This is a genomic window from Acidimicrobiia bacterium, assembly GCA_041393965.1.
Taxonomy (GTDB): domain Bacteria; phylum Actinomycetota; class Acidimicrobiia; order Spongiisociales; family UBA5794; genus UBA5794.
In genome coordinates, this window is the sequence record JAWKJB010000002.1 from 242,533 (window position 1) to 262,031 (window position 19,499).

General features: G+C 64.6%; 18 protein-coding genes. 3 read left to right on the forward strand and 15 right to left on the reverse strand.

Features of this window, described 5'->3' with window-relative positions:
* Window positions 1–12 precede the first annotated feature (12 nt).
* From R2823_05930 to lepB, 8 genes are all read right to left on the reverse strand, one after another.
* Window positions 13–2,049: a SpoIID/LytB domain-containing protein gene (locus R2823_05930; GenBank protein MEZ5175727.1), complete on the reverse strand. Its 2,037-nt coding sequence runs from the start codon at window positions 2,047–2,049 to the stop codon at window positions 13–15.
* A 134-nt stretch (window positions 2,050–2,183) separates the two neighbouring features.
* Window positions 2,184–3,551 (reverse strand): UDP-glucose/GDP-mannose dehydrogenase family protein, encoded by a 1,368-nt coding sequence (locus R2823_05935; protein ID MEZ5175728.1) that lies wholly within the window; start codon window positions 3,549–3,551, stop codon window positions 2,184–2,186.
* Between the two features lie 39 nt (window positions 3,552–3,590).
* Window positions 3,591–4,607 (reverse strand): 2-oxoacid:ferredoxin oxidoreductase subunit beta, encoded by a 1,017-nt coding sequence (locus tag R2823_05940; protein MEZ5175729.1) that lies wholly within the window; start codon window positions 4,605–4,607, stop codon window positions 3,591–3,593.
* On the reverse strand, window positions 4,604–6,478 hold the full coding sequence (locus R2823_05945; GenBank protein MEZ5175730.1) for a 2-oxoacid:acceptor oxidoreductase subunit alpha: 1,875 nt from the start codon (window positions 6,476–6,478) through the stop codon (window positions 4,604–4,606). Before R2823_05945 ends, R2823_05940 begins: the two co-directional genes overlap by 4 nt.
* Window positions 6,479–6,621: 143 nt before the next feature.
* Entirely contained in the window at window positions 6,622–8,019 is a 1,398-nt protein-coding gene (locus tag R2823_05950; GenBank protein MEZ5175731.1) for an amidase, read from the reverse strand.
* On the reverse strand, window positions 8,010–9,152 hold the full coding sequence (locus R2823_05955; protein MEZ5175732.1) for a DUF3048 domain-containing protein: 1,143 nt from the start codon (window positions 9,150–9,152) through the stop codon (window positions 8,010–8,012). The genes R2823_05950 and R2823_05955 overlap by 10 nt, the downstream gene beginning before the upstream one ends.
* Window positions 9,153–9,186: 34 nt before the next feature.
* Window positions 9,187–10,275 carry a DUF3048 domain-containing protein gene (locus tag R2823_05960; GenBank protein MEZ5175733.1) on the reverse strand — a complete coding sequence of 363 codons (1,089 nt, stop codon included), beginning with the start codon at window positions 10,273–10,275 and terminating at the stop codon, window positions 9,187–9,189.
* A 39-nt stretch (window positions 10,276–10,314) separates the two neighbouring features.
* Window positions 10,315–10,806: a signal peptidase I gene (lepB, locus tag R2823_05965; GenBank protein MEZ5175734.1), complete on the reverse strand. Its 492-nt coding sequence runs from the start codon at window positions 10,804–10,806 to the stop codon at window positions 10,315–10,317.
* A gap of 113 nt (window positions 10,807–10,919) precedes the next feature.
* Between lepB and sodN the strand changes: the two genes are divergently transcribed.
* Window positions 10,920–11,330: a superoxide dismutase, Ni gene (gene sodN, locus R2823_05970; GenBank protein MEZ5175735.1), complete on the forward strand. Its 411-nt coding sequence runs from the start codon at window positions 10,920–10,922 to the stop codon at window positions 11,328–11,330.
* A 17-nt stretch (window positions 11,331–11,347) separates the two neighbouring features.
* Here sodN and murJ read toward each other — a convergent pair whose 3' ends face one another.
* The 5 genes from murJ to R2823_05995 form a co-directional block, all read right to left on the reverse strand.
* The gene (murJ, locus tag R2823_05975) at window positions 11,348–12,940 is read right to left on the reverse strand and encodes a murein biosynthesis integral membrane protein MurJ (protein ID MEZ5175736.1); all 1,593 of its coding nucleotides are present in this window, start codon (window positions 12,938–12,940) and stop codon (window positions 11,348–11,350) included.
* Between the two features lie 52 nt (window positions 12,941–12,992).
* Complete coding sequence (locus R2823_05980) at window positions 12,993–13,742, reverse strand: ABC transporter permease (GenBank protein ID MEZ5175737.1); 750 nt, start codon at window positions 13,740–13,742, stop codon at window positions 12,993–12,995.
* A complete protein-coding gene (locus R2823_05985) occupies window positions 13,739–14,677 on the reverse strand; it encodes an ABC transporter ATP-binding protein (GenBank protein ID MEZ5175738.1) in 939 nt (312 codons plus the stop codon). Before R2823_05985 ends, R2823_05980 begins: the two co-directional genes overlap by 4 nt.
* The gene (locus R2823_05990; protein ID MEZ5175739.1) at window positions 14,674–15,567 is read right to left on the reverse strand and encodes a hypothetical protein; all 894 of its coding nucleotides are present in this window, start codon (window positions 15,565–15,567) and stop codon (window positions 14,674–14,676) included. The genes R2823_05985 and R2823_05990 overlap by 4 nt, the downstream gene beginning before the upstream one ends.
* 163 nt (window positions 15,568–15,730) lie before the next feature.
* Complete coding sequence (locus tag R2823_05995; GenBank protein MEZ5175740.1) at window positions 15,731–16,639, reverse strand: ABC transporter ATP-binding protein; 909 nt, start codon at window positions 16,637–16,639, stop codon at window positions 15,731–15,733.
* Window positions 16,640–16,709: 70 nt separating this feature from the next.
* Here R2823_05995 and R2823_06000 point away from each other — a divergent pair, with 70 nt between their 5' ends.
* Window positions 16,710–17,459: a hypothetical protein gene (locus R2823_06000; GenBank protein ID MEZ5175741.1), complete on the forward strand. Its 750-nt coding sequence runs from the start codon at window positions 16,710–16,712 to the stop codon at window positions 17,457–17,459.
* Here the strand turns inward: R2823_06000 and R2823_06005 are convergent.
* Together R2823_06005 and R2823_06010 are read right to left on the reverse strand one after the other, a co-directional pair.
* The gene (locus R2823_06005; protein ID MEZ5175742.1) at window positions 17,425–17,907 is read right to left on the reverse strand and encodes a hypothetical protein; all 483 of its coding nucleotides are present in this window, start codon (window positions 17,905–17,907) and stop codon (window positions 17,425–17,427) included. The genes R2823_06000 and R2823_06005 overlap by 35 nt on opposite strands.
* A 122-nt stretch (window positions 17,908–18,029) precedes the next feature.
* The gene (locus tag R2823_06010) at window positions 18,030–18,743 is read right to left on the reverse strand and encodes a hypothetical protein (GenBank protein ID MEZ5175743.1); all 714 of its coding nucleotides are present in this window, start codon (window positions 18,741–18,743) and stop codon (window positions 18,030–18,032) included.
* A gap of 77 nt (window positions 18,744–18,820) precedes the next feature.
* Between R2823_06010 and rpiB the strand changes: the two genes are divergently transcribed.
* The gene (gene rpiB / locus R2823_06015; GenBank protein ID MEZ5175744.1) at window positions 18,821–19,447 is read left to right on the forward strand and encodes a ribose 5-phosphate isomerase B; all 627 of its coding nucleotides are present in this window, start codon (window positions 18,821–18,823) and stop codon (window positions 19,445–19,447) included.
* Window positions 19,448–19,499 lie beyond the last annotated feature (52 nt).

Genomic DNA, 19,499 nt, shown 5'->3' on the forward strand with positions numbered 1-19,499 from the left:
TAGCCGCCGGCCCTATCCGTCCCAGTTGCCGGAGACGGGGTTCATCCATGAGCTTCCGAGCGTGAAGATGATGTTTGCCGAGGACTGTGTGAAGGTGTCCCTGAGGTAGAACTTCCGTTGTGACGGGCGGAAGACGCCGAGCGTGTCATCCCCGTCGTTGTCCCAGTCTCCGCTGATCACCTTGTCTCCCGATGCCGCCCCCGAATAGACGAACACGACCGAGGTGGTGCCTGTTTGGAGCGAATCGGTGAGGTACACCGTCTTGTTCGACGGCCGGAACACGCCGATCGTGTCGATGCCGTCTCCATTCCAGTCCCCGACGAGGGGGCGGTCCCCGACAATCCCGTACGCTATCGTGATGTCGGCGATGCCCTGCGTGTTGGAGTTCCGCAGATAGAAGCGGGCCTCCGACGGCCGGTAGATCCCGATCGTGTCGTCCCCGTCGCCGTCCCAGTCACCGGCGATCGGGATGTCACCTGGGATCCCGTAATAGATCGCGATGTCGGCGATGCCCTGCGTGTTGGAGTTCCGCAGGAACAAGAACCCCTCGCTGCGCCGGTACAGACCGACGGTGTCGTCGCCGTCCCCGTCCCAGTCACCGGCGAAGGGCTCGTCATTCGGGTTCCCGTAGTAGAACGATTCGGTGGTGCCATCGACATCACGCAGCGTCCAGATCCCGGTCCGGGGATCCTGGAGACCGACCGATGTTCCCTCCGACGGGTGTCCACCACCGGATGACCCGACGCCCGAGTCGTCGATATCGAAATACCAGCTCCGCAGATCGAACGCTTGCTGGACCGTACTGACATGGACTTCCTTCGATACGCTGCCTCCACTGGGCCGGTCTGCGACGAACCGGATGGTCTTGGCGCTCCCTGACACATTCCGGTCGATGACCGTCGCACTGGTCAGCGTGTTGCCCGTCCCCGGCCAGATGGCATCGACCACAGCAGAGGCGTTGACCTCCTTGCTCCACGACCGATGCGGGTTCGGCGGCTCGAGCGACCACGGATCGGGAACCGACACCAGATATGGGTAGTTGCCGCCCCACTTCTCGACCGACCATTCCGAGGCGCCGCCGTTGGATGACGAGTAGTACGCCTTCACGATGCCGCCGGCCGCGGCGGGGTGGGTCACGATGAAACCGGTGGTGTCGTTCGCTGCTGCCTCCCACGCGGGTCCGTCCGGCGCATCGCGTCGCCAGCCTGCATACACCTGATAGAACGAGCTGTTCGTCACATCGCAGAAGCACCCCTGCGTGGTGTGGTTGGTTGCGTACGCGACGGCGCTTCCATAGGACCGTGCCGCGACGGCCTGCGTGCGGAGCACTTCCGTCGGCCACGCATACGGCACCTCTGCGATCCCTCTCGTGTACTCATCCGGGGTCGTGACCACCACCAGGTCGAAGCCCCCATAACCCGGGTCGTGACTTGCGTTGTCGACGACGAGGAACTCGCTTCCGTAGCCGTAGGTGCACTGCGTCGGTCGTCGACAGTTCGTGCCCGAGATGAGGTTGGTCGGCTCACCGCCCGGCGCGCTCAGTTGTGCCGCGAAGTCGCAGCTCCCGTTTCCCCACTCGGTTGGGTTGCTTCCGGTGATGACCACGGTGCAACCTCCGAGGGCTCCGGCGCCTGGGGTTGTGTCGGTGATCGTTGCCGTGTCTCCCGACATCAGTGTCACCGCGGGTTCCGCAGCACCGTCGGGGTCGCGGACGAGGGTGATGCCGACCTTCGGTGAGCCGGGACCGTCCGACACCGTCAGGGTGGTTGCGGAGATGTCGGATGCCACATTGGTGTAGATGGCATCAACCGCAGCGACCCCGCCCTGGCCGAGGAACCCGATCGTTGCACCGGTGAAGTACGAGGTGAGGATCTGATCGTACGACTGACCGTCGTCCGCCCGGGCAAAGGCTCCGTACTGGCTCATGCCGACGCCGTGCCCCCAACCAGCGCCGTTGAAAGTGATCGTCCCCGGATCGTCGGCCGCGGCGATCGACGGAAGGGACACGACCAGCACCAGTGCGATGATCGTTGCGGTTCTGCGAATCACGGTGCGTCTCCCATGGATACCCAGAGCGGCCCATTCCCTGATGCCAAACTACTTCCGGTTCCGATTAATCCGATGCAATCATCGGGATGCGCCTCTGGTTCCGATATCGACCTGAAACGGTGGTTGCTGAACCGTTACGGCGGTGGCGTGGGGATTCCGGATCGTCCATCGTCGACTCCGTCCGTGTCGGCGTCGCGGGGTGGCTCTGCGGTCGGGCGCCCGACGGAGTGGTAGGTGAGGCCCGCCGCTGCGACGACGGCCGGTTCGAAGAGGTTCCGCAGATCGATGATCGTCGGTGTGGCGAGCCGGGCGCGCACGGTTCCGAGGTCGAGCTGTGCGAACTCGGGCCACTCCGTGAGGATGATCCCGGCGGCCGCGCCAGAAAGTGCCTCGTAGGGCCCGGCTGCGAACGACACCCCTTCAAGCACCCGCCGTGCGTTCACCATCCCCTCGGGATCGTACGCCGTCACACGGAAGCCGCGCGAGACGAGACCCGCGACGATCTCGATTGCCGGGCTCTCACGAAGGTCGTCGGTTCCGGCCTTGAAGGCCAGTCCGAGGACACCAACATCGGCACCGGAGGGAACGATCCCGGCAATACGATCAACCATCGCGCGGCGGCGGACCCGGTTGGTGTCGATCGCCGCAGCGACAATCCGCGAGGGGGCCTTGACCTCGGTGCTGGTGTGAAGCAGTGCCTGGGTGTCCTTCGGGAAACACGATCCCCCGTAGCCGGGTCCGGGCTTGAGAAACGAGGCCGAGATCCGGGCGTCGAGGCCCATCGCAAGCGATACATCGTCAACGGATGCCCCGGTCCGATCCGCAATGTCGGCCATCTCGTTGATGAAGCCGAGCTTGACGGCGAGAAACGCGTTCGATGCGTACTTGATGAGTTCGGCCGTCTCCGGGTCCGTGAAGACGAACGGTGCACCCGCGTCGATGAGCGATCGGTACACCTCCTCCATCACCGAACGGGCCTCGGGGGTCCGCGTACCCACCACCACGCGGTCGGGTCGCATGAAATCCGATACGGCGTTGCCCTCCTTCAGGAACTCGGGGTTCGACACGACAACGGGGGCAGCGGCGCCACAGCGTTCAGCGAAGCGGTCTGCGACCAGCGCAGTCGTTCCGACCGGAACCGTCGACTTGAGGACCACGGTCACATTCGGTGACATGGCCGGACCAAGGGTGTCGACGACATCCATCACTGCGGTCAGGTCGGCCTCGCCAGTTCCCGACACGGGAGTGCCGACGGCGATGAAGACAACCTCGACATCGCCGAGGGATGCTTCGTACGAAGTCGTGAATCCGAGCCGGGATTCCGCGACGGATCGTTGGACGATCTCGGCGAGGTCAGGTTCGAAGATCGGAAGCTCTCCACGGTTGAGCAGCTCGATCTTGTCGGTGTCGCTGTCGATGCAGACGACCGAATGCCCGAACTCTGCGAGGCATGCCCCCGTCACGAGGCCGACATAGCCAGCACCGACCACGGCGATCTTCACGATGGTCTCTTTCCCTCGCGGACCGTCGACGACGGACGCTCAGGCATCCACCGTCCAGGTGCCGCGGGATCGGATCAGCGTGGCGAGGTCACCGGCGCCCTTGGAATCCTGGGCGGCAGCGATCTGCTGTTCGAGCACCTTGCCGTAGCTCGGAACCTTGACATTGCGGAACACACCGAGTGGGGTAGGACCGTAGGGCCCGTGCGAGATCCGTGACAGAGCGAACGCTGCCGAAGGATTCGGATCATCGGCGTGATGAACATGGATGTTCTCAAGACCGACCTCTGCGACCTCGACGACCCGTGCACCCTCCTTGTCGACCACGACGCCGTATTCGTTGTTGAACCCGAACACGATGGGCTTGCCGTCCTCGATCCAGATCCGGTTCCCGTCGCGGGTGTCCTTGTCGGTGAGGTCGATGAACGCCTTGTCGTTGAACACATTGCAGTTCTGGTAGATCTCGAGCAGACCGGTCCCTTCGTGCTGGTGCATGGCTTCGAGCATCGCGATCGTGTGGTTCCGCTCCATGTCGAGCGTCCGAGCCACGAACGACGCCTCGGCCCCAAGCGCAAGGCTCACCGGGTTGAACGGTCGGTCGATCGATCCCGCAGGGGAGGTCTTCGTTCTCTTGCCGACCTCGGAGGTCGGCGAGTACTGGCCCTTCGTCAGACCGTAGATCTGGTTGTTGAACAGCAGGATGTTCAGGTTGACATTCCGCCGAAGTGCGTGGATCAGATGGTTGCCACCGATCGACAGCCCGTCCCCGTCTCCGGTGATGACCCACACCGTCAGGTCCGGGTTCGCCGTGGCGATACCCGTCGCGACCGCGGGGGCGCGTCCATGGACCGTGTGCATGCCGTAGGTGTTCATGTAGTAGGGGAAACGGCTCGAACAGCCGATGCCGGACACGAACACATGCTTGTCGCGGTCGATATCGAGCGACGCGAGGTAGGTCTGGACCGACGCGAGGATCGTGTAGTCACCACACCCTGGACACCACCGAACCTCCTGATCGGTTTGGAAATCGGAACGCTGGTAGCGGGCCGTGTCGGTCATATCGCATCCTCCCCATCGAGGAGTCGGTTGATCTCGGTCTGGATCTCCCTTGCACGCATCGGCTGACCCTGGATCCGGTTGAACGAGATCGTCGGAACAAGGAACTCGGCTCGGATCAGGCGCGACAGCTGACCGGTGTTGATCTCGGGGATGAGGACGCGGTCGTAGCGTGCGAGGACCTCGCCGAGGTTCTTCGGCATCGGGTTCATGTGCCGCAAGTGGGCGTGCGCAACCGGCCTTCCTGCCCTGTTGACACGGTTGACGGCCGTGCGGATCGCACCGTAGGTGGAGCCCCAGCCAAGCACGAGCAGGTCGGTGCCTTCTCCGTGGACTGTGACATCGGGGATGTCGTCCGCGATCCTTGCGATCTTCTCCCGGCGTGTCAGAACCATCGCCTCGTGGTTGTCCGGGTCGTAGGAGACATTGCCGGTCATGGCGTCCTTCTCGAGGCCGCCAACCCTGTGCTCCATCCCCGGTTGACCCGGGATCGCCCACGGTCGGGCCATCGTGTCGGGATCCCTCAGATACGGGAGGAACGGCCCATCGTCGGGATCGTGCGCCGCGAACGGCACGGAGATGTCAGGGAGGGCATCGAGGTCCGGCAGCCGCCACGGTTCGGACGAGGTCGCGATGTAGCCGTCGGTGAGCAGGATGACCGGGGTCATGTATTTGAGGGCGATCCGGGCGGCTTCGAACGCCGCATCGAAGGCATCCGATGGCGCCGATGTCGACACGATCGGCAGCGGAGCTTCACCGTGGCGGCCGTACATGGCGAACAGGAGGTCGGACTGCTCGACCTTCGTCGGGAGACCGGTCGACGGTCCGCCGCGCTGGATGTCGACAACGATCAACGGGAGCTCGATCATCAAAGCGAGGCTCAGAATCTCGGACTTCAACGCGAGTCCGGGGCCAGAGGTGGTGGTCACGGCGAGGCGTCCCGCGAAGGATGCCCCGAGCGCGGTCCCGATACCAGCAATCTCGTCCTCGGCCTGGAACGACTTGACTCCGAAGTTCTTGTGGCGTGCGAGCTCCTCGAGGATCGTCGTTGCGGGGGTGATGGGGTAGGAGCCGATGTACAGGGGGAGGTTCGCCTGACGGGCAGCGGCGAGGAGCCCCCACGCCGTTGCCGTGTTGCCGACGATGTTCGTGTACTCACCGGGGGGCAGCTCCGCGGGTTTGATCTCGAAGGTGCGCTGGAACGACTCGGTCGTGATCCCGAAGTTGTATCCGGCCTGGAGCGCCATCGTGTTGGCCCTCCCGACCGTGTTGTCAGGACCGAACTTGTTCGTGATCCAGTCCTTGACCGGCTTGAGCGGCCGCTGGTAGATCCACGACATGAGCCCGAGGGCGAAGAAGTTCTTGGACCGCAGCGTTGCACGCCCCTTGACCCCTGAGTCCTTCACTGCCTCCTTGGTGAGCTCTTCCATCGGTGCCGTCACGACCTGATACGCGTCGAGGCTCCCGTCCTCGAGGGGGTTCGTCTCGTATCCGGCCTTGGCGAGGTTCCGGTCCTCGAAGGCGTCCGAGTTGATGATCAGCAGGCCCCCGGTGACGAGGTCGGGGAGGTGGGCCTTCAGGGCGGCGGGGTTCATCGCGACGAGGCAGTCCGGCGTGTCGCCCGGGGTGAGGATGTCCCAGTCGGCGATGTGGACCTGGAAGGAGGACACACCGGCGATGGTTCCGGCAGGGGCCCTGATCTCGGCGGGAAAGTTGGGAAGGGTCGCGAGGTCGTTGCCGAAGAGGGCCGAGCTCGCCGTGAACTGGGTCCCCGCCAGCTGCATGCCGTCGCCGGAGTCCCCGGCGAATCGGATGACGACATCGTCGATGCGTTCAGGCGCGGGACGGTCTTGGGTCAGCGTCTCATCGGACACAGTGGGACTCTCCTGATCGGGAAGGATTGCATCGCGTTCTTGGTGTTGGGTTCAACATGGGATGTGCACGCCTTCCTGGCGCATCCGGCACTCCACTACGCGCGTGTTCCAAGCTTATTGCGATGGTGCGTCATCGTGACGCTTTAGGTGATCTGTCCGTACCAGTGCGGTGGTTGGCCCGAACGAAGCACACCGGCTCGCTCCAGCCGGGACGCGACGCCAAGAATGATGTGTTCGCACCACATCGGTGCAACGAGCTGAACAGCGTGGGGGAGTGCTTCGGCGGTAGCGATCGGTGCGCTCAACGCCGGCACCCCGATTCGGTTGATCGGCGAGGTGAAGCTCGACAGGATCTCGCGGTGGAAGTAGGTATCACCGTCGATCGTCATCTCGTCGTGTCCGATCAGTTTGTGGTTGCCGCCGACGACGGGCCCGACGAGCACATCGACACCGGTGCCGTGCATGCGGAGGATGTGATTGCGGGCCGCAGCAGCCCAACGGGCGGCGTCGAGGAGGTCGCCCGTTGTCGCGTCGCGGCACCGGTCAAGGCGAAGCTTGAGGTCTTCGCCGTAGCGCTCGCGGTGGCGACTGAACCGTTCTTCATGGACGGCGAGGATCTCGGGGCCGGCGGCAAGGGCGAGTCGTTCCGGCGGCACCAGTGCGGGTTCGTCAACGAACTCGATCGTGCAGCCGGCCCCGCGTGCGGCGTCGATGAAACCGTTGATCGCCTTGGCGGTCGCCTCCGACATGGGGGCAACATCCGACCATTGTCGGACCACGCCGATGGTCGGATGCTCAGGCGATGTGGGTCGCTCAACGGGCTCCGGGACCGACCACCCATCGGAAGGATCGTCCCCGGCGATGGCGAGATAGCACGCGGTGAGGTCCCGAACGGTGCGAGCGATGGGGCCGACGGTGTCGAGGGACGGGGCGAGCGGGAACACGCCCGCCAGCGGCACTCGCCCGTGGGTCACCTTGAGGCCGAACACGCCACACAGTGCTGCGGGAACACGAACGGAGCCTCCAGTGTCGGTGCCGATGCCGACCGGGGTGATCCCCGACGCTACCGCAGCTGCGGAACCGCCGGATGAGCCACCCGGTGAGAGCGCAGTGTCCCACGGGTTCCGAACCGGCCCGAACCAGGGGTTCTCCGATGTGAACCCGTACGCGAACTCGTGGAGTCCGGTCCGTCCAACAATCACCGCCCCCGCGTTGCCGAGTCGCCGCACGACGGTCGCCGATTCGGTTTCGAGCTCGGCAGGGAAGCTCGCTCCCTTCGTGTTGGGAAGGCCCGCCTGATTGATGATGTCCTTCAACGCGATCGGCACACCGGCGAGTGGGCCGGGATCACGCCCGTCCGCAACGAGCCGATCGATGCCCTCTGCCCGCGTCCTCGCGCCGGCACGGTCGATCAGTGTGAAAGCATTCAGCGTGTCGTGCGAGGCGATTGCAGCGTCGAGGGCGCGTTCAATGACATCGGTTGCGCGAAGCCGTCCCGTGCGGACCTGCTCGGCGATCGACACGGCGTCGATCATCGCCATGTGATGTCCTGGCTCGACGGGAAGACCGAGACCCACATGCGCGATGGTGGCAGCACCAAGGGTTCCCCGGCTCCGTCGAGGAGGGTGAATGGGGCTCCGACCGAGTCCTTCGACCATGTCCCCTCCAGCACCCGGCCGTTGATGAACACGAGCGCCTCACCCTGCCCAATGATGTCGATCGCCGGAACCGGCGAACCGGTCTCGGGCGGGGTTGGCTCCACCGTGTAGCGTTTTCCGATGATCGCAACGAGTGTCGGGACCGACACGACCCCGGTTCGTGACCCGTCCGCCGTGATCCAGCGGTGCGGTTGTTCGGCGTTGAATCGGAAATACTCGTTTCGTCCCCATTTCCACACGACTGGCGGCTGGCCGGACCAGTCGAAGGTGATCTCGGACGCCATCTGAGTGGCCGTGCGGGGCTCGCCGAAGGCGAACAGGTTGCCTGGGTTCGTGTTGTCCCAAAACCTGGCGTCGGCGTACTTGCGGATCTCGAGGGTGCTCGTGTACAGGTTGTGCGGAGCCTTTCGGTGGCTCTCACGCCAGGTGGTCGTACCGTTGTTGTAGACCATGTGAAGACCGGCATCCGCGAACAGATCCTGTACATAGGGCTGCGCGCCCGAGATCTGGAACGGGGCGTCGAGTGGCTTGATCACACCGATATCGGTCGGGCGACCCGACCGGACGGGCCCGACATAGTCGAGGTCTGTCTGGTGGAACAGCGTGATGAACCTCGTATAGCCACCCTCAACGAGGATCTCGAAGACGGCGTCGGCATCTTGGAGCCCGGATTGGGGTCGAGCACTCGGGTGGTTGTCGATCTTGACGGCGACCACCCTGCGGTTGGTCAGGGTGGGGTCCGCTGCCAAGCCGTTGATGCTGTCGGCGACGACGAACGGCACCGTCGTCGTGGTGGTCGTCGTCGTTGCGGTGGTGGTCGTCGTGGCAGGAGCGACGGTCGTCGTGGTGGTCGCGGGCGCGAGCGTTGTGGTCGTGGCGGGAGCCAGCGCATCCGAAGCCGTGGACGAACCGGCCGTACACCCGGCCGCAATCGTTGCCAGCCACAGCATCATGACCAGCCACATCGCGGCCACGGCTGTGGTCAGGGATGACTGGGAGGCCCTCGGCGCGGACATGGTGGGACGATACCGGCTGAGGCGGTCCGAGGCTCTACTCCCAGGTGATCGACCGATCGTGGGGGAAGAAGGCGATCCACAGCCGCGACGGTGGCAGGACGATCTCGTTGCCGTCGTCGGTGGTGAGGTGGAGTGGTTCGTCGTAGCTGTCGCGCTGCCAGGTCCCCTCGATGACGGTTCCGTTCATGAACACATGAGCTGCGCCCGAGCCCTTCGTGTCGGTCGTAGGAACGGATGAGCCGTTGCCATCCGGTGGCGACGACCAATGCTTGTGACCGGTGATCGACACGATGACCGGCACGCTCACCTGACCCTCGTTGCCCTCGCGATCCACCCACATGTGGGGATCGTCACCGTTGAATCGCTCGTAGGCCTCACCGTTCCACTTCCACACGACATCGGGGTGATCGCTCCAATGGAAGGCAACCGTGGTCGCCGGTTCGGTTCCGACCGTCGGTTCCCCGAAGGTGAACACATTCCCCGGGTTGTCGTCCGGCCACCCGCTGTCGTCGGCGAGGCCTCGCAGCAGGATCGAGCTCGCGTAGAGGTTGTGTGGCGCGGCGCGGTGGTTCTCACGCCATGTGGCGACGCCGCGGTCCCACGCCATGCGAAGTCCGGCCGCTTGAAAGATGTCCTGGACCCACCATTGCGCACCCGAGACCTGGAAGGGGGCATCGAGGGGACGGACCACGCCGACATCGGTCGGGCGACCCGACCGGACCGGGCCGACATAGTCGAGATCGCTTTGGTGGAACACGGCCGCGAATCGGGTGATGCCTCCCTCGACGAGCATCTCGTAGACAAGATCTGCTTCCATGAGGCCCGACTGGGGGCGTGCCTTGGAGCTGTTGTCGATCTTGATCACGACGGCTCGCCGGTTGATCGCTTCCGGCGACGCTTCGAGGCCATTGACCGAGTCGGCCACAACAACCGGTGGCTCGGTCGTGGTGGTGGTTGTCGGCTCCGTTGTGGTGGTCGGCGGGTCGGTCGTTGTAATCGCAAGTGTCGTCAGCGGTGCAGGGATGGTCGTGTCCGTCGCGACGCTTGCAGTCGAGGAACTACACGCGCTTGCGAGGCTGGCTGCAGCAACGATGAGGGCGAAGAGGCGTACCGCTCTGACCATGTTCGGAAGCCTACGACGCCGCCACGCTATGGGAGGGATTCACCGGAGCGTTCCCACCCGCGAAGTTGGCCAGTAGCGCGCGACGGCGCGCCACGGGATGTCGTCGACGGCCACCGGCCCGATCGTTCGACCGTCCGAGCTCGAAGCGACCCGGTTGTCCCCGAGCACGAAGACATGATCGTCGGGGACTCGCCACGGGCCCCCCGGGGGTGCTGCGCCATGGGCCCACCGATCCGCGAGAAGGGCGCCGTTGATGACAACTCGCCCGGCGTCTATTGCGATCGTCTCGCCGCCAAGGCCGATCACTCGCTTGACGAGCTGCCTCCCACCCGAGCGGGGGTCCGGGAACACGACAATATCGCCTCGCTCGACAGGGCCCGTCCTGCGACGAGCGACGATCCAGTCACCGGACTCGATCGCGGGCGCCATCGACGACTCCTTCACCTCGAACCGGCGGACGACGCCACGCAGCGCCGCGGCCGTCACAATGACCGCGCCGACGCCTCCTGCAACTATCCCGCGCTTTCGCATCAGCCCTCTTCGGACGCCACGATACCGGCCAATCGTCGTCGTTGTGGGTTGCGGCCGCCGGTAGGGTTCGAGGTGCACCCACACCGGAGGTACCTGTGCAACTCATCGAGCGAATGTTCCGTCCTCGCCACGAGGCGTACGCCCACTGTGACCTGTTCTGCGGTGTCTACGACCCCGCTCAGGCAATGATCGAGGCAACATCGTGCCTGAAGGCTGCCGAGAAGTACCACGCTTCCGACGACGAGGTGTTCCGGGCACGATGCATCGCCATCAAAGAGGAGCGAGCCGAATTGGTGAAGCATCACCTGATGGTGCTGTGGGCCGATTTCTTCAAGCCCCACCATGTCGATCAGTTCCCGAGACTCCATGACTTGTTCTGGCGAGCGATCAAGTCGGCAGGCGATGCCAAGAAATCCATGGATGTCAGCGCCAGCCAGGCGATGATCGATCTGATCGGCGAGATCTCCGACATGTTCTGGCAGACGGAGGAATCGAAGGCGACCGGGGTCTACCCACCGTCGTAACTCGCTCGAAAGCGATGTCAGGTGCGAGACGCCGCCTGGCGGGCGCGCCGCGCGGCGCGGTGCCACAGCGCATCGTGGAGGAATGCCCCGACGAGGACGACCACGACACCGAACACGGCAATGCCGAGGACACCGCTGGCAAGTGCCGCTAGCAGAGGCTGATCACCGAGGCGGGACATCACAAGCCACGACACGCCGAACGCGGCGAAACCAGCGGGTACGGCGAGGGGGAGGGCGCGCCCTGCCGAACGGAGGACGGTCATGAGGCCCGCTCTCGTATCTGGCGGCCGGTACCAGATCGCGAGCAATGCGAGCGTGTACGCGGCGAGCATGGTCGCCGAGGCAAGCGCCACGCCTTCGATTCCGAATGCGCCCTGCATCGCGAAGTACGCCGGGATCGCGACCAGCGTCATCCCTGAGCCGACGATGACCGGGGTCCACATCTGACGCCTCGCGTAGAAGGCCCGTGTCACGATCTGGAGGACTCCCCAGACGGGGATCGCGAAGGCGTACATCACGAGCGCCGACGCCGCAGACGCTGTCGACGGTGGCGTGAACTCGCCTCGCTCGAACAGGATGCGCATGATGGGCAGCGACAGGGCGATGGCGACGGCGGCTGCACCGATTGAGAGCACCGTCACATACCTCAGGGCACGGTTCACGGTTGCATACAGCCGTGAGCGCTTGCCTTCTGCGAAGAGCCGGGCCAAGGTCGGGTAGGCGGCCACGGCGGCGGCCTGGGCGATCACGCCGACCGGAACGAACATCGTCCGCCTCGCGTATTGCAGTTCGGTGGCGGCACCATCGCCGACTCGGGCTCCGAACACCGACATGAAGGTCTCGTCGAGCGCCACGATTGACTGACCCAACATCAGGGGGAACGCGATCGCGGCGTAGGTGACGACGGCCGGATGCTTCCAGGTGGCGCTCATCTCGATGCGCATCCCGACGCGTTGCGCCCCCCACACCTGGAGCAGGAGATTGCCGACGAACGCGCCGACGAGGGCGCCCCAGATGAAGCCCGCAGGCTCGGCCCTTCCTGTGATGGCGGCAAATGCGATCCCACCACTGATGATGCCAGCGTTGTAGATGATCGGGGCAAGTGTCGGAATCGTGAACGACCCCTTCGTGTACTGCACCGCCGCGAACATGGCACCAACGACGAAGGCGAATTGGGCGGGGAGGACGATGCGGGTCAGGTGAATCGTGCTGTCAATCTGCTGCGGCGTGAAGGACGGGTAGAGGGCTTCGATGATCGCCGGGGCAGCGGCCCAGGCGATGATGATCAGGGTGGTGATCCCGACGGCGAGCCACCGAAGGATCGCCGTGAACGCGAACCATCCTCCCGCTTCGTCGTCGTCGGCGATGTAACGGGCAAAGATCGGGATGAAGGTGATCGTGAGGAACCCGCCAGCGAGCAGGTAGTTCGCGAAGTCGGGAATCCGGAAGGCGGCCACATACTCGTCGGTGACCCCGGTGGCGCCGAGCATGGAGGCGAACACGATGTCTCTGATGATGCCGAGCACCCTCGACACCAGGATGCCGATTCCGACGACCACCGCCGCCGCACCGACCTCACCGCGTTTGAGCCGCTGAAAGAACCTGCGCACGACGGCACGGTACCGCCCGATTGGTCAAGTGCGGGGTCAGGAGCGGCGGGGCCTAGGCGAGATCTCGTCTGCGCAGCAACATGGCCGTGACCGTGACCCCGATGGCGAGATAGATCCCCAAGGTGACAATCGACCCGCCTGCGCTCATGGTGAGGGTCCCGACGGCGTCACCGATGACGGGTTGTGTCTCTTTCGCGATGCCGCCGACCGCCGCGAGGCCGACTCGCCAGGGAGACAGCGGGGAGAGTCCGGACAAGGCGATCACGATCCCGTTTTCGAAGACCAAGAGGTAGGCGAGGCCGATGATGACGGCCCGGTCGGTCATGAAACCGATGGGAACAACAACCGCGACATAAGCGATCGTGGCAATCGCCATACCCACGAGAAGACCGACCAGCAGGGTGGTGTCCACCCGATGCCGGACCGCGAAGATCGCCCAGGCCCCGACGACCCCGATCGTGTTGATCGTCATTGCGGCGCATGCGGCGGCTGCGATCTTGGTGGCTCCGACGGCCGGGCGGGGGATCGGCCGCAAAACGATGAAGCTCAGGGTCTGGTCGCGTCGCTCGCTGCCGAGGGCACCCGAGGCGATCACGATCGAAATGATCGGAAGGAGGAGCGCGAAGAAGCTTCCTGTTGATGTCTCGAGCAGCGCTTCGAAGGCCGCTTCCCCGGTGCGGTCCTCGGTCACCAACATGAACAGCACCGCAGGGAACAGGCTCAGGACTCCGAACAGGACGGTGCGTCGCAAGGGCAGCGCCGACCGGTAGGTCGCACCGAACAGCGCGAGGATCGGGATCATCGGCGATCCACCAGGTAGCGGAACACCGATTCGAGCGATTCGTCCTGCGGCAGGAAGGACTCGATCGAAGCGTCGCACGCGACAGCGAGACGCGGCGTCATGCGGCCGAGGCCGACGACATCTCCGGTCTCGACGGTCAGGTGCCCCTGTCCGGCTTCGACGCTGAACACGGTCCCCGTCGCGAACAGCCTCGAACCGAGCTCGTGGGGGTGGTCGGTGCCGATCTGGACGATGTACGGGATGTTGCGCATCGCGGCGCGAATCGCCTCGACTGATCCGGCTGCGGCGAGTCGACCGTCGACAATGGCGACGACGCGTGTCGATACCCGTTCGACCTCTTCGAGGACATGACTGGACACGATCACGGTTCGGCCCTGCGCGCCGAGCTCCTGGAACACCGAGATGAGGTGGGCACGCTGGATGGGATCGGTTCCGTTGAGCGGCTCATCCATGATCAGGATCGTCGGATCGGTGACAAGGGCGGCAGCGACCTTGATGCGTTGGCGCATGCCCTTCGAGTAGCCACCGACCACCCGGCGCGATGGTTCCTCCATACCGACCGTTGCGATGGCACGATCCACGCGGTCCGTGTCGTTGAAACCGGCAAGCCGAGCCGCGTAGCGGACGAACTGTTTGCCGGTCATGTCCTCGTACACGGCGTCCTCGTCCGGTACCAGCGCAACGCTGCGATACACCCCGTGGGATCGCCGCGGATCCATTCCGAGCACCCTGACGGTGCCGTTCGAGACATCCGTGAGGCCGGAGATCATGCGCAACAGCGTGGTCTTGCCAGCGCCGTTGGGTCCGAGCAGGCCGGTGACCCCCGGGCCGAACGAACAGGAGAGGTTTGAAACGGCGACCTTCTGCCCGAACCACTTCGAGGTGTTCGCGACCTCGATCGTCGGTTCAGAAACGAACGCAGGATCGAGAGTCACATGAGCCTCTGATATCGGCGAAGGACAAGCCAGACGAAGACTGCGGCGAGCGCAACGATCGATGCGAGCCCGATGAGTGGGTCGATGCCGGTGTAGGTGAGGAGGGAATCGGGATCCGATTCCCCGAAGATCCACAGGTTCACGGCATTGGCCGTATCAAAAGGGGCCACGAGGGCGAACCAGCGGTTGCCGGCGAAATCGGCTCCGCGGACGAGGCCCTCCGCGATGCCTGACAACATGAGCATGCTCGCGATGAAGGTCGCGGACGCGACTGCCTTGCGCTTCGCGAGTCCCGCAACGAAGAAGGCCGGCGGCACGAAGGTCAACGCATACACGGCCCCAACGGCGAGACTCCGGGGGAGCTTCGGAGCGGCGTCGACGAGCCCGGCAAGGATGCCATCGGTGTCGGTGCCTGCTTCGCCGATGTAGAGCACGAGCTGCGGGAACAGCAGGAAGAACCCGACGACAATCAGGATGCTCGCGAACTTCGCGATGACGTAGTCGCTGGAAGTCAACGGTCTCGACGACAGCATGGAAAGGACGCCGTCCTTGCGGTCCGGGATCAGAAGTTCGGGTCCTGCGAGGCCCGAGAACAGCAACGCGATGGTGCCGCCGATGACATAGAAGGACCCGTAGTTGGTTGCAAGGTCGAACTCATCGCTTGCGCCGGCGGGGAAGAAGAAGACGATGCCGACGGCGACGATCGCGGGCACGACCGCGATGATGATGAGCATCCAGGGCACGATCTTTCGGCGCGCCTTGCGCCGCAGGCCGAGCACACGCCGAACGCCGTCGCCGACGATCGTGCTCCGAGCTCCCCCCCGCCCGCGCCGTTCACCATCGTACGGCTCGTACCCAAGGTCGTAGACCGCCCCTCCCGCGCCGGTCATGATCCCTCCCCGCCCCGACCGACCCGGTGAACGCGTACCCAGGGTTCGCGTTCAACTAAAAGGTCGCTGGTGGCCCACAGTATCGAGGCTTCTGTGGGCCAGAATGTACATTTCCGTTGAACGCGAACCCTGGGTACGCGTTGACAGGTGCGGTGCACCTTCGTCATGGTCGTTCTCCATGCCGGATGAACAGGTCTTCGAGGGATGAACCTGCGCCATCGAGGCGCCGCAGGGCGGCATCGTGACTCGCTGCGGTGTCCCTGATGAGTCGATGGACATCACCGCCTTGGAACCGAACGACGAGCCGTCTCCCATCCACGGTGACCGAAGCCCCTCGCTGGCGAAGGTCGTCAGCGAGGGTGGCGGGATCGTCGACGAACTCGACACGGACCGTCTCGTCGTCGGTGTCACCACCGATCGGCCCGGTGTGGAGCAGGGTTCCCTCGTCGAGCATCACCACCCAATCGCAGGTTCGCTCGATGTCACCGAGAACATGGGACGACACCACGACATCGATCCCGAAGGTTCCGAGCCGTGCAATCAGCTCAAGCATCTCGTCGCGGCCGGAAGGGTCGAGACCAGCGGTCGGCTCGTCGAGGAACACCAGCTCCGGATCGTGGACGATCGCCTGGGCAAGCTTCGCTCGCTGCTTCATCCCGGTCGAGAAGTCCCCGAGGTACCGGAAGCGCTCCTCGTCGAGGCCGACCAGGGTGAGGACATCCGATGCCCGCTGTCGGGCCGCGTCACCGGGGAGGCCCGCCGTACCGGCTGCAAACACGAGGAAGTCCGCCGCGGTCTGATCGAGCGGGAGGCACGGACCTTCCGGCATGTACCCGATGACAGAGCGAATGCTGATCAAGTCGTTACGGGTGTCCATACCGAGAACAGTTGCGGTTCCGACGGTCGGATCGAGGATGCCGAGGAGGATTCTGATCAGCGTCGACTTGCCTGCGCCGTTCGCCCCGACGAGGCCGGTCCGGCCCCGCGGGATCGATAGATCGAGGCTGTGGAGCGCAGCGATCCTGCCGTAGGCGTGCCCGATTCCATTGGTGGTGAACGAGGTGTCAGGCATGACGGCCAACGGTAGCGGCATCCCCAGTCGCAGTGCGTCAGCGGGTTGTTCCCGCCGGTACGCTCAGGTCATGGAACTCGTCTCTGGGATCGTCGCGGCGACGGTGGCGTCAGCGTTCACGGTTGAGCTGTGGTTGAGCTGGCGAGCACGCCGAAGACTTCATGCCGAGGCATGGACACTTGCCTTTGCCGCATACTCGCTCGGAACTTGGGCGCTTGTCGCGGGCTTGGCATTCGGTTGGTCGGCGACCTCGTTCCGTTTCTTCTACTTCTTCGGGGCGATCGCCAACATCCCACTGCTCGCGGTCGGGGCGATCGCCCTTGTCGTCTCCGAGCGTGCAGCCCGACGCTTTCTTGCTCCCACCCTGCTGTGGGTCGTTGTCGGATTCTTCGCGACCTTCCTTGCTCCGCTTTCGGCGCCCCTGCTCCACGACGGCGTCCCGGAGGGCAGTGATGTCTTCGGCTTCTCCTTTGTCATTGATGCGCTCACCCTGCCGGGCCCAAGGATGTTCGCTGCGGTGTCGGGCGCCGTGGGGTCGGTCGTGATCATCGGGCTCTCCCTCGGAACGATCGTGCGAAACCTGTCAGGGAACCGCAGGCTGGTGTGGGCGAACATCCTGATCATCGGTGGTGTTCTTGCTCCGGCCTTTGGTGGCACGCTCACCGCGTTCGGGGATTCGGCGGGGCTATCGATGTCGTTGATGATCGGCATCACGCTGCTGTGGGCCGGCTACCGGATGGCGACCGGGTCGCGGCGGCAACCGGTCTCCGGCGAGATCTGGGAAATCAGCGTTCGAGCGCTCGAGGAATCAGAACGCTAGCGGTCGGTCGGATCGCAAGCTTGGGAGCCCTGCGTGACACCGCAGCGAGGACGAGCAGCAGCGCGCCGATGGCGGTGAGCATCCATGCAGGCGAGGTGCTGCCCAGGGTGGCGGTTGGAGGCGGACCGTAGATCACCGTGATCTCCACCGTCTCCCCGGGCCTGACATCGCCAACAAGCCATGTGTTGTCGACGATGGTGCCTGCGGGAGCATCGGTGACGACGCAGTCGCACGGCGCCGGCCCAAGGTCCACTCGGTGGTCGGTGAGAGTCGACGCGGTCGTGTTCGTCACTGAGATGGAGCGTGTTCCACCGGCCACCACACCACCGACGGTATCTGCGGCGTAGGACGACAGGGTGATTGCGGGTGGAGCGGCGACAGCCGTGCTGACCGTTGCAAGGACCAGCACGACCGCTCCACCAACCACCAATAGGGTCTTCCTGACCATGGGAGCACGATATGGGTCAATCGACCCACCTGCGAGACACAATTGTGTTGGAATGAAGTAACTAGTCATCGGCAGTTCACAGTCAACAGTGAACAGTCAACAGTGAACTGTGAACTGCTCCGTCAGCGCTTTCTGTTTCTCCAGCCGGCCGTGAGATAGCGCCAGTAGGTCGTGGTGTCGGGGGTCTCAGAAACCGGGCCGGGATCGGCGACCACTTCTGGCTCCTCACGAGGGGTGGTCGGCTCGCTCGCCTCCACCACGGCGGCTCGGCGCAACTCCGCGAGTCGCTCACGCAAGAAGGCGGCTTCGGTCTCGGCCTTGGCTGCCCGTTCGCGGGCGTCGGCGAGTTGCTGGCCGGCCTCGTGGAGGTTCCCGAGCTGGTTGAGCATCTTGTTCCAGGCATCGATCGGCACCAGCATCGAGCCCTCGGGCATGGTCGGCGTCTCAGGCTGCCGGGCCTCACCGCTCGAGCCGTCGTCTGCGTCGATGTGGGGATCCCGAGTCTCGGGATGTGCGGGGTGCTCGGGCGCTTCTTTGCCGTCGGGTCGCAACTTTCTCCCGAGGGCATCCGCACGAGCGCGGATCGACCCGAGGTCGATCATGCGAAGAGCCAGCTCGCCGTCGGATTCGAGATAGGACTCGACGGCGCCTCGGCGGACCCATTTGCGCAGCGTGTTGGCGGGGATCCCGGTAGCTTGCTCGGCCTCTTTCAAGGTGACAAATTGACCGGCGAGAGCCATCCCGTCGTTTCGTTTGGCAGTGGGGCGCGGCGGCGAGGAACGCTTTGCGTGAGAGGCTCGAATCGCCTCGGTTTCCCATCGTGTGGTTGCGTCCATCGGTCCGTTCATCCTATCGCCGAACGGTCGCGCTTGGACGAGCCGCCCCCTCTAGGATGGCGGCAGGAGGACACCGCGTGACCGCACGAGACCCCAATATCGAAGCAGAGGTCCGTGCGATCGTGCGCCGCGTCGTCGACGGTCTCCCCGAACCGGGTGTCAACGCGAACCCTGGGTTCGCGTTCAACGAAAAGGGCAACGACAGCCCACAGAACGACGGTCCGCAGTCCGGATCGGTGGAAGACATCCGATCGATCGCGATCGGTGCCGACCATGGTGGCTTCGCGTTGAAGGAACGGCTTGCGTTCCGGCTCCGCGAGCAGGGCTACACCGTGGATGACTGCGGGACCGACTCCACCGATGCGGTCGACTATCCCGATATTGCGGTGGAGGTGTCGGAGCGAGTCGCCTCCGGCTCGAGTCAGGTGGGCATCATGATCGATGGCGCGGGAATCGGTTCGTCGATGGCAGCGAACAAGGTAGCCGGTGTCAGAGCAGCCCTGTGCCACGACCTTTCGACGGCGCGCAACGCACGGGAGCACAACCACGCCAACATGTTGACCCTTGGCGCCGGTCTCATCGGCGACTCCCTTGCGTGGCAGATCACCCTGGAGTTCCTCGCAACGCCGTTCGGCGAGGGAAGGCACGCAAGGCGTGTCGCGAAGATCGATGACCTCGATCGTGTCAGAGCGGCCACGCGATGAGCGATATGTCGCGCGAAGAACTGATCGAGGTTGTCACCCGTGAGGTGCTTGA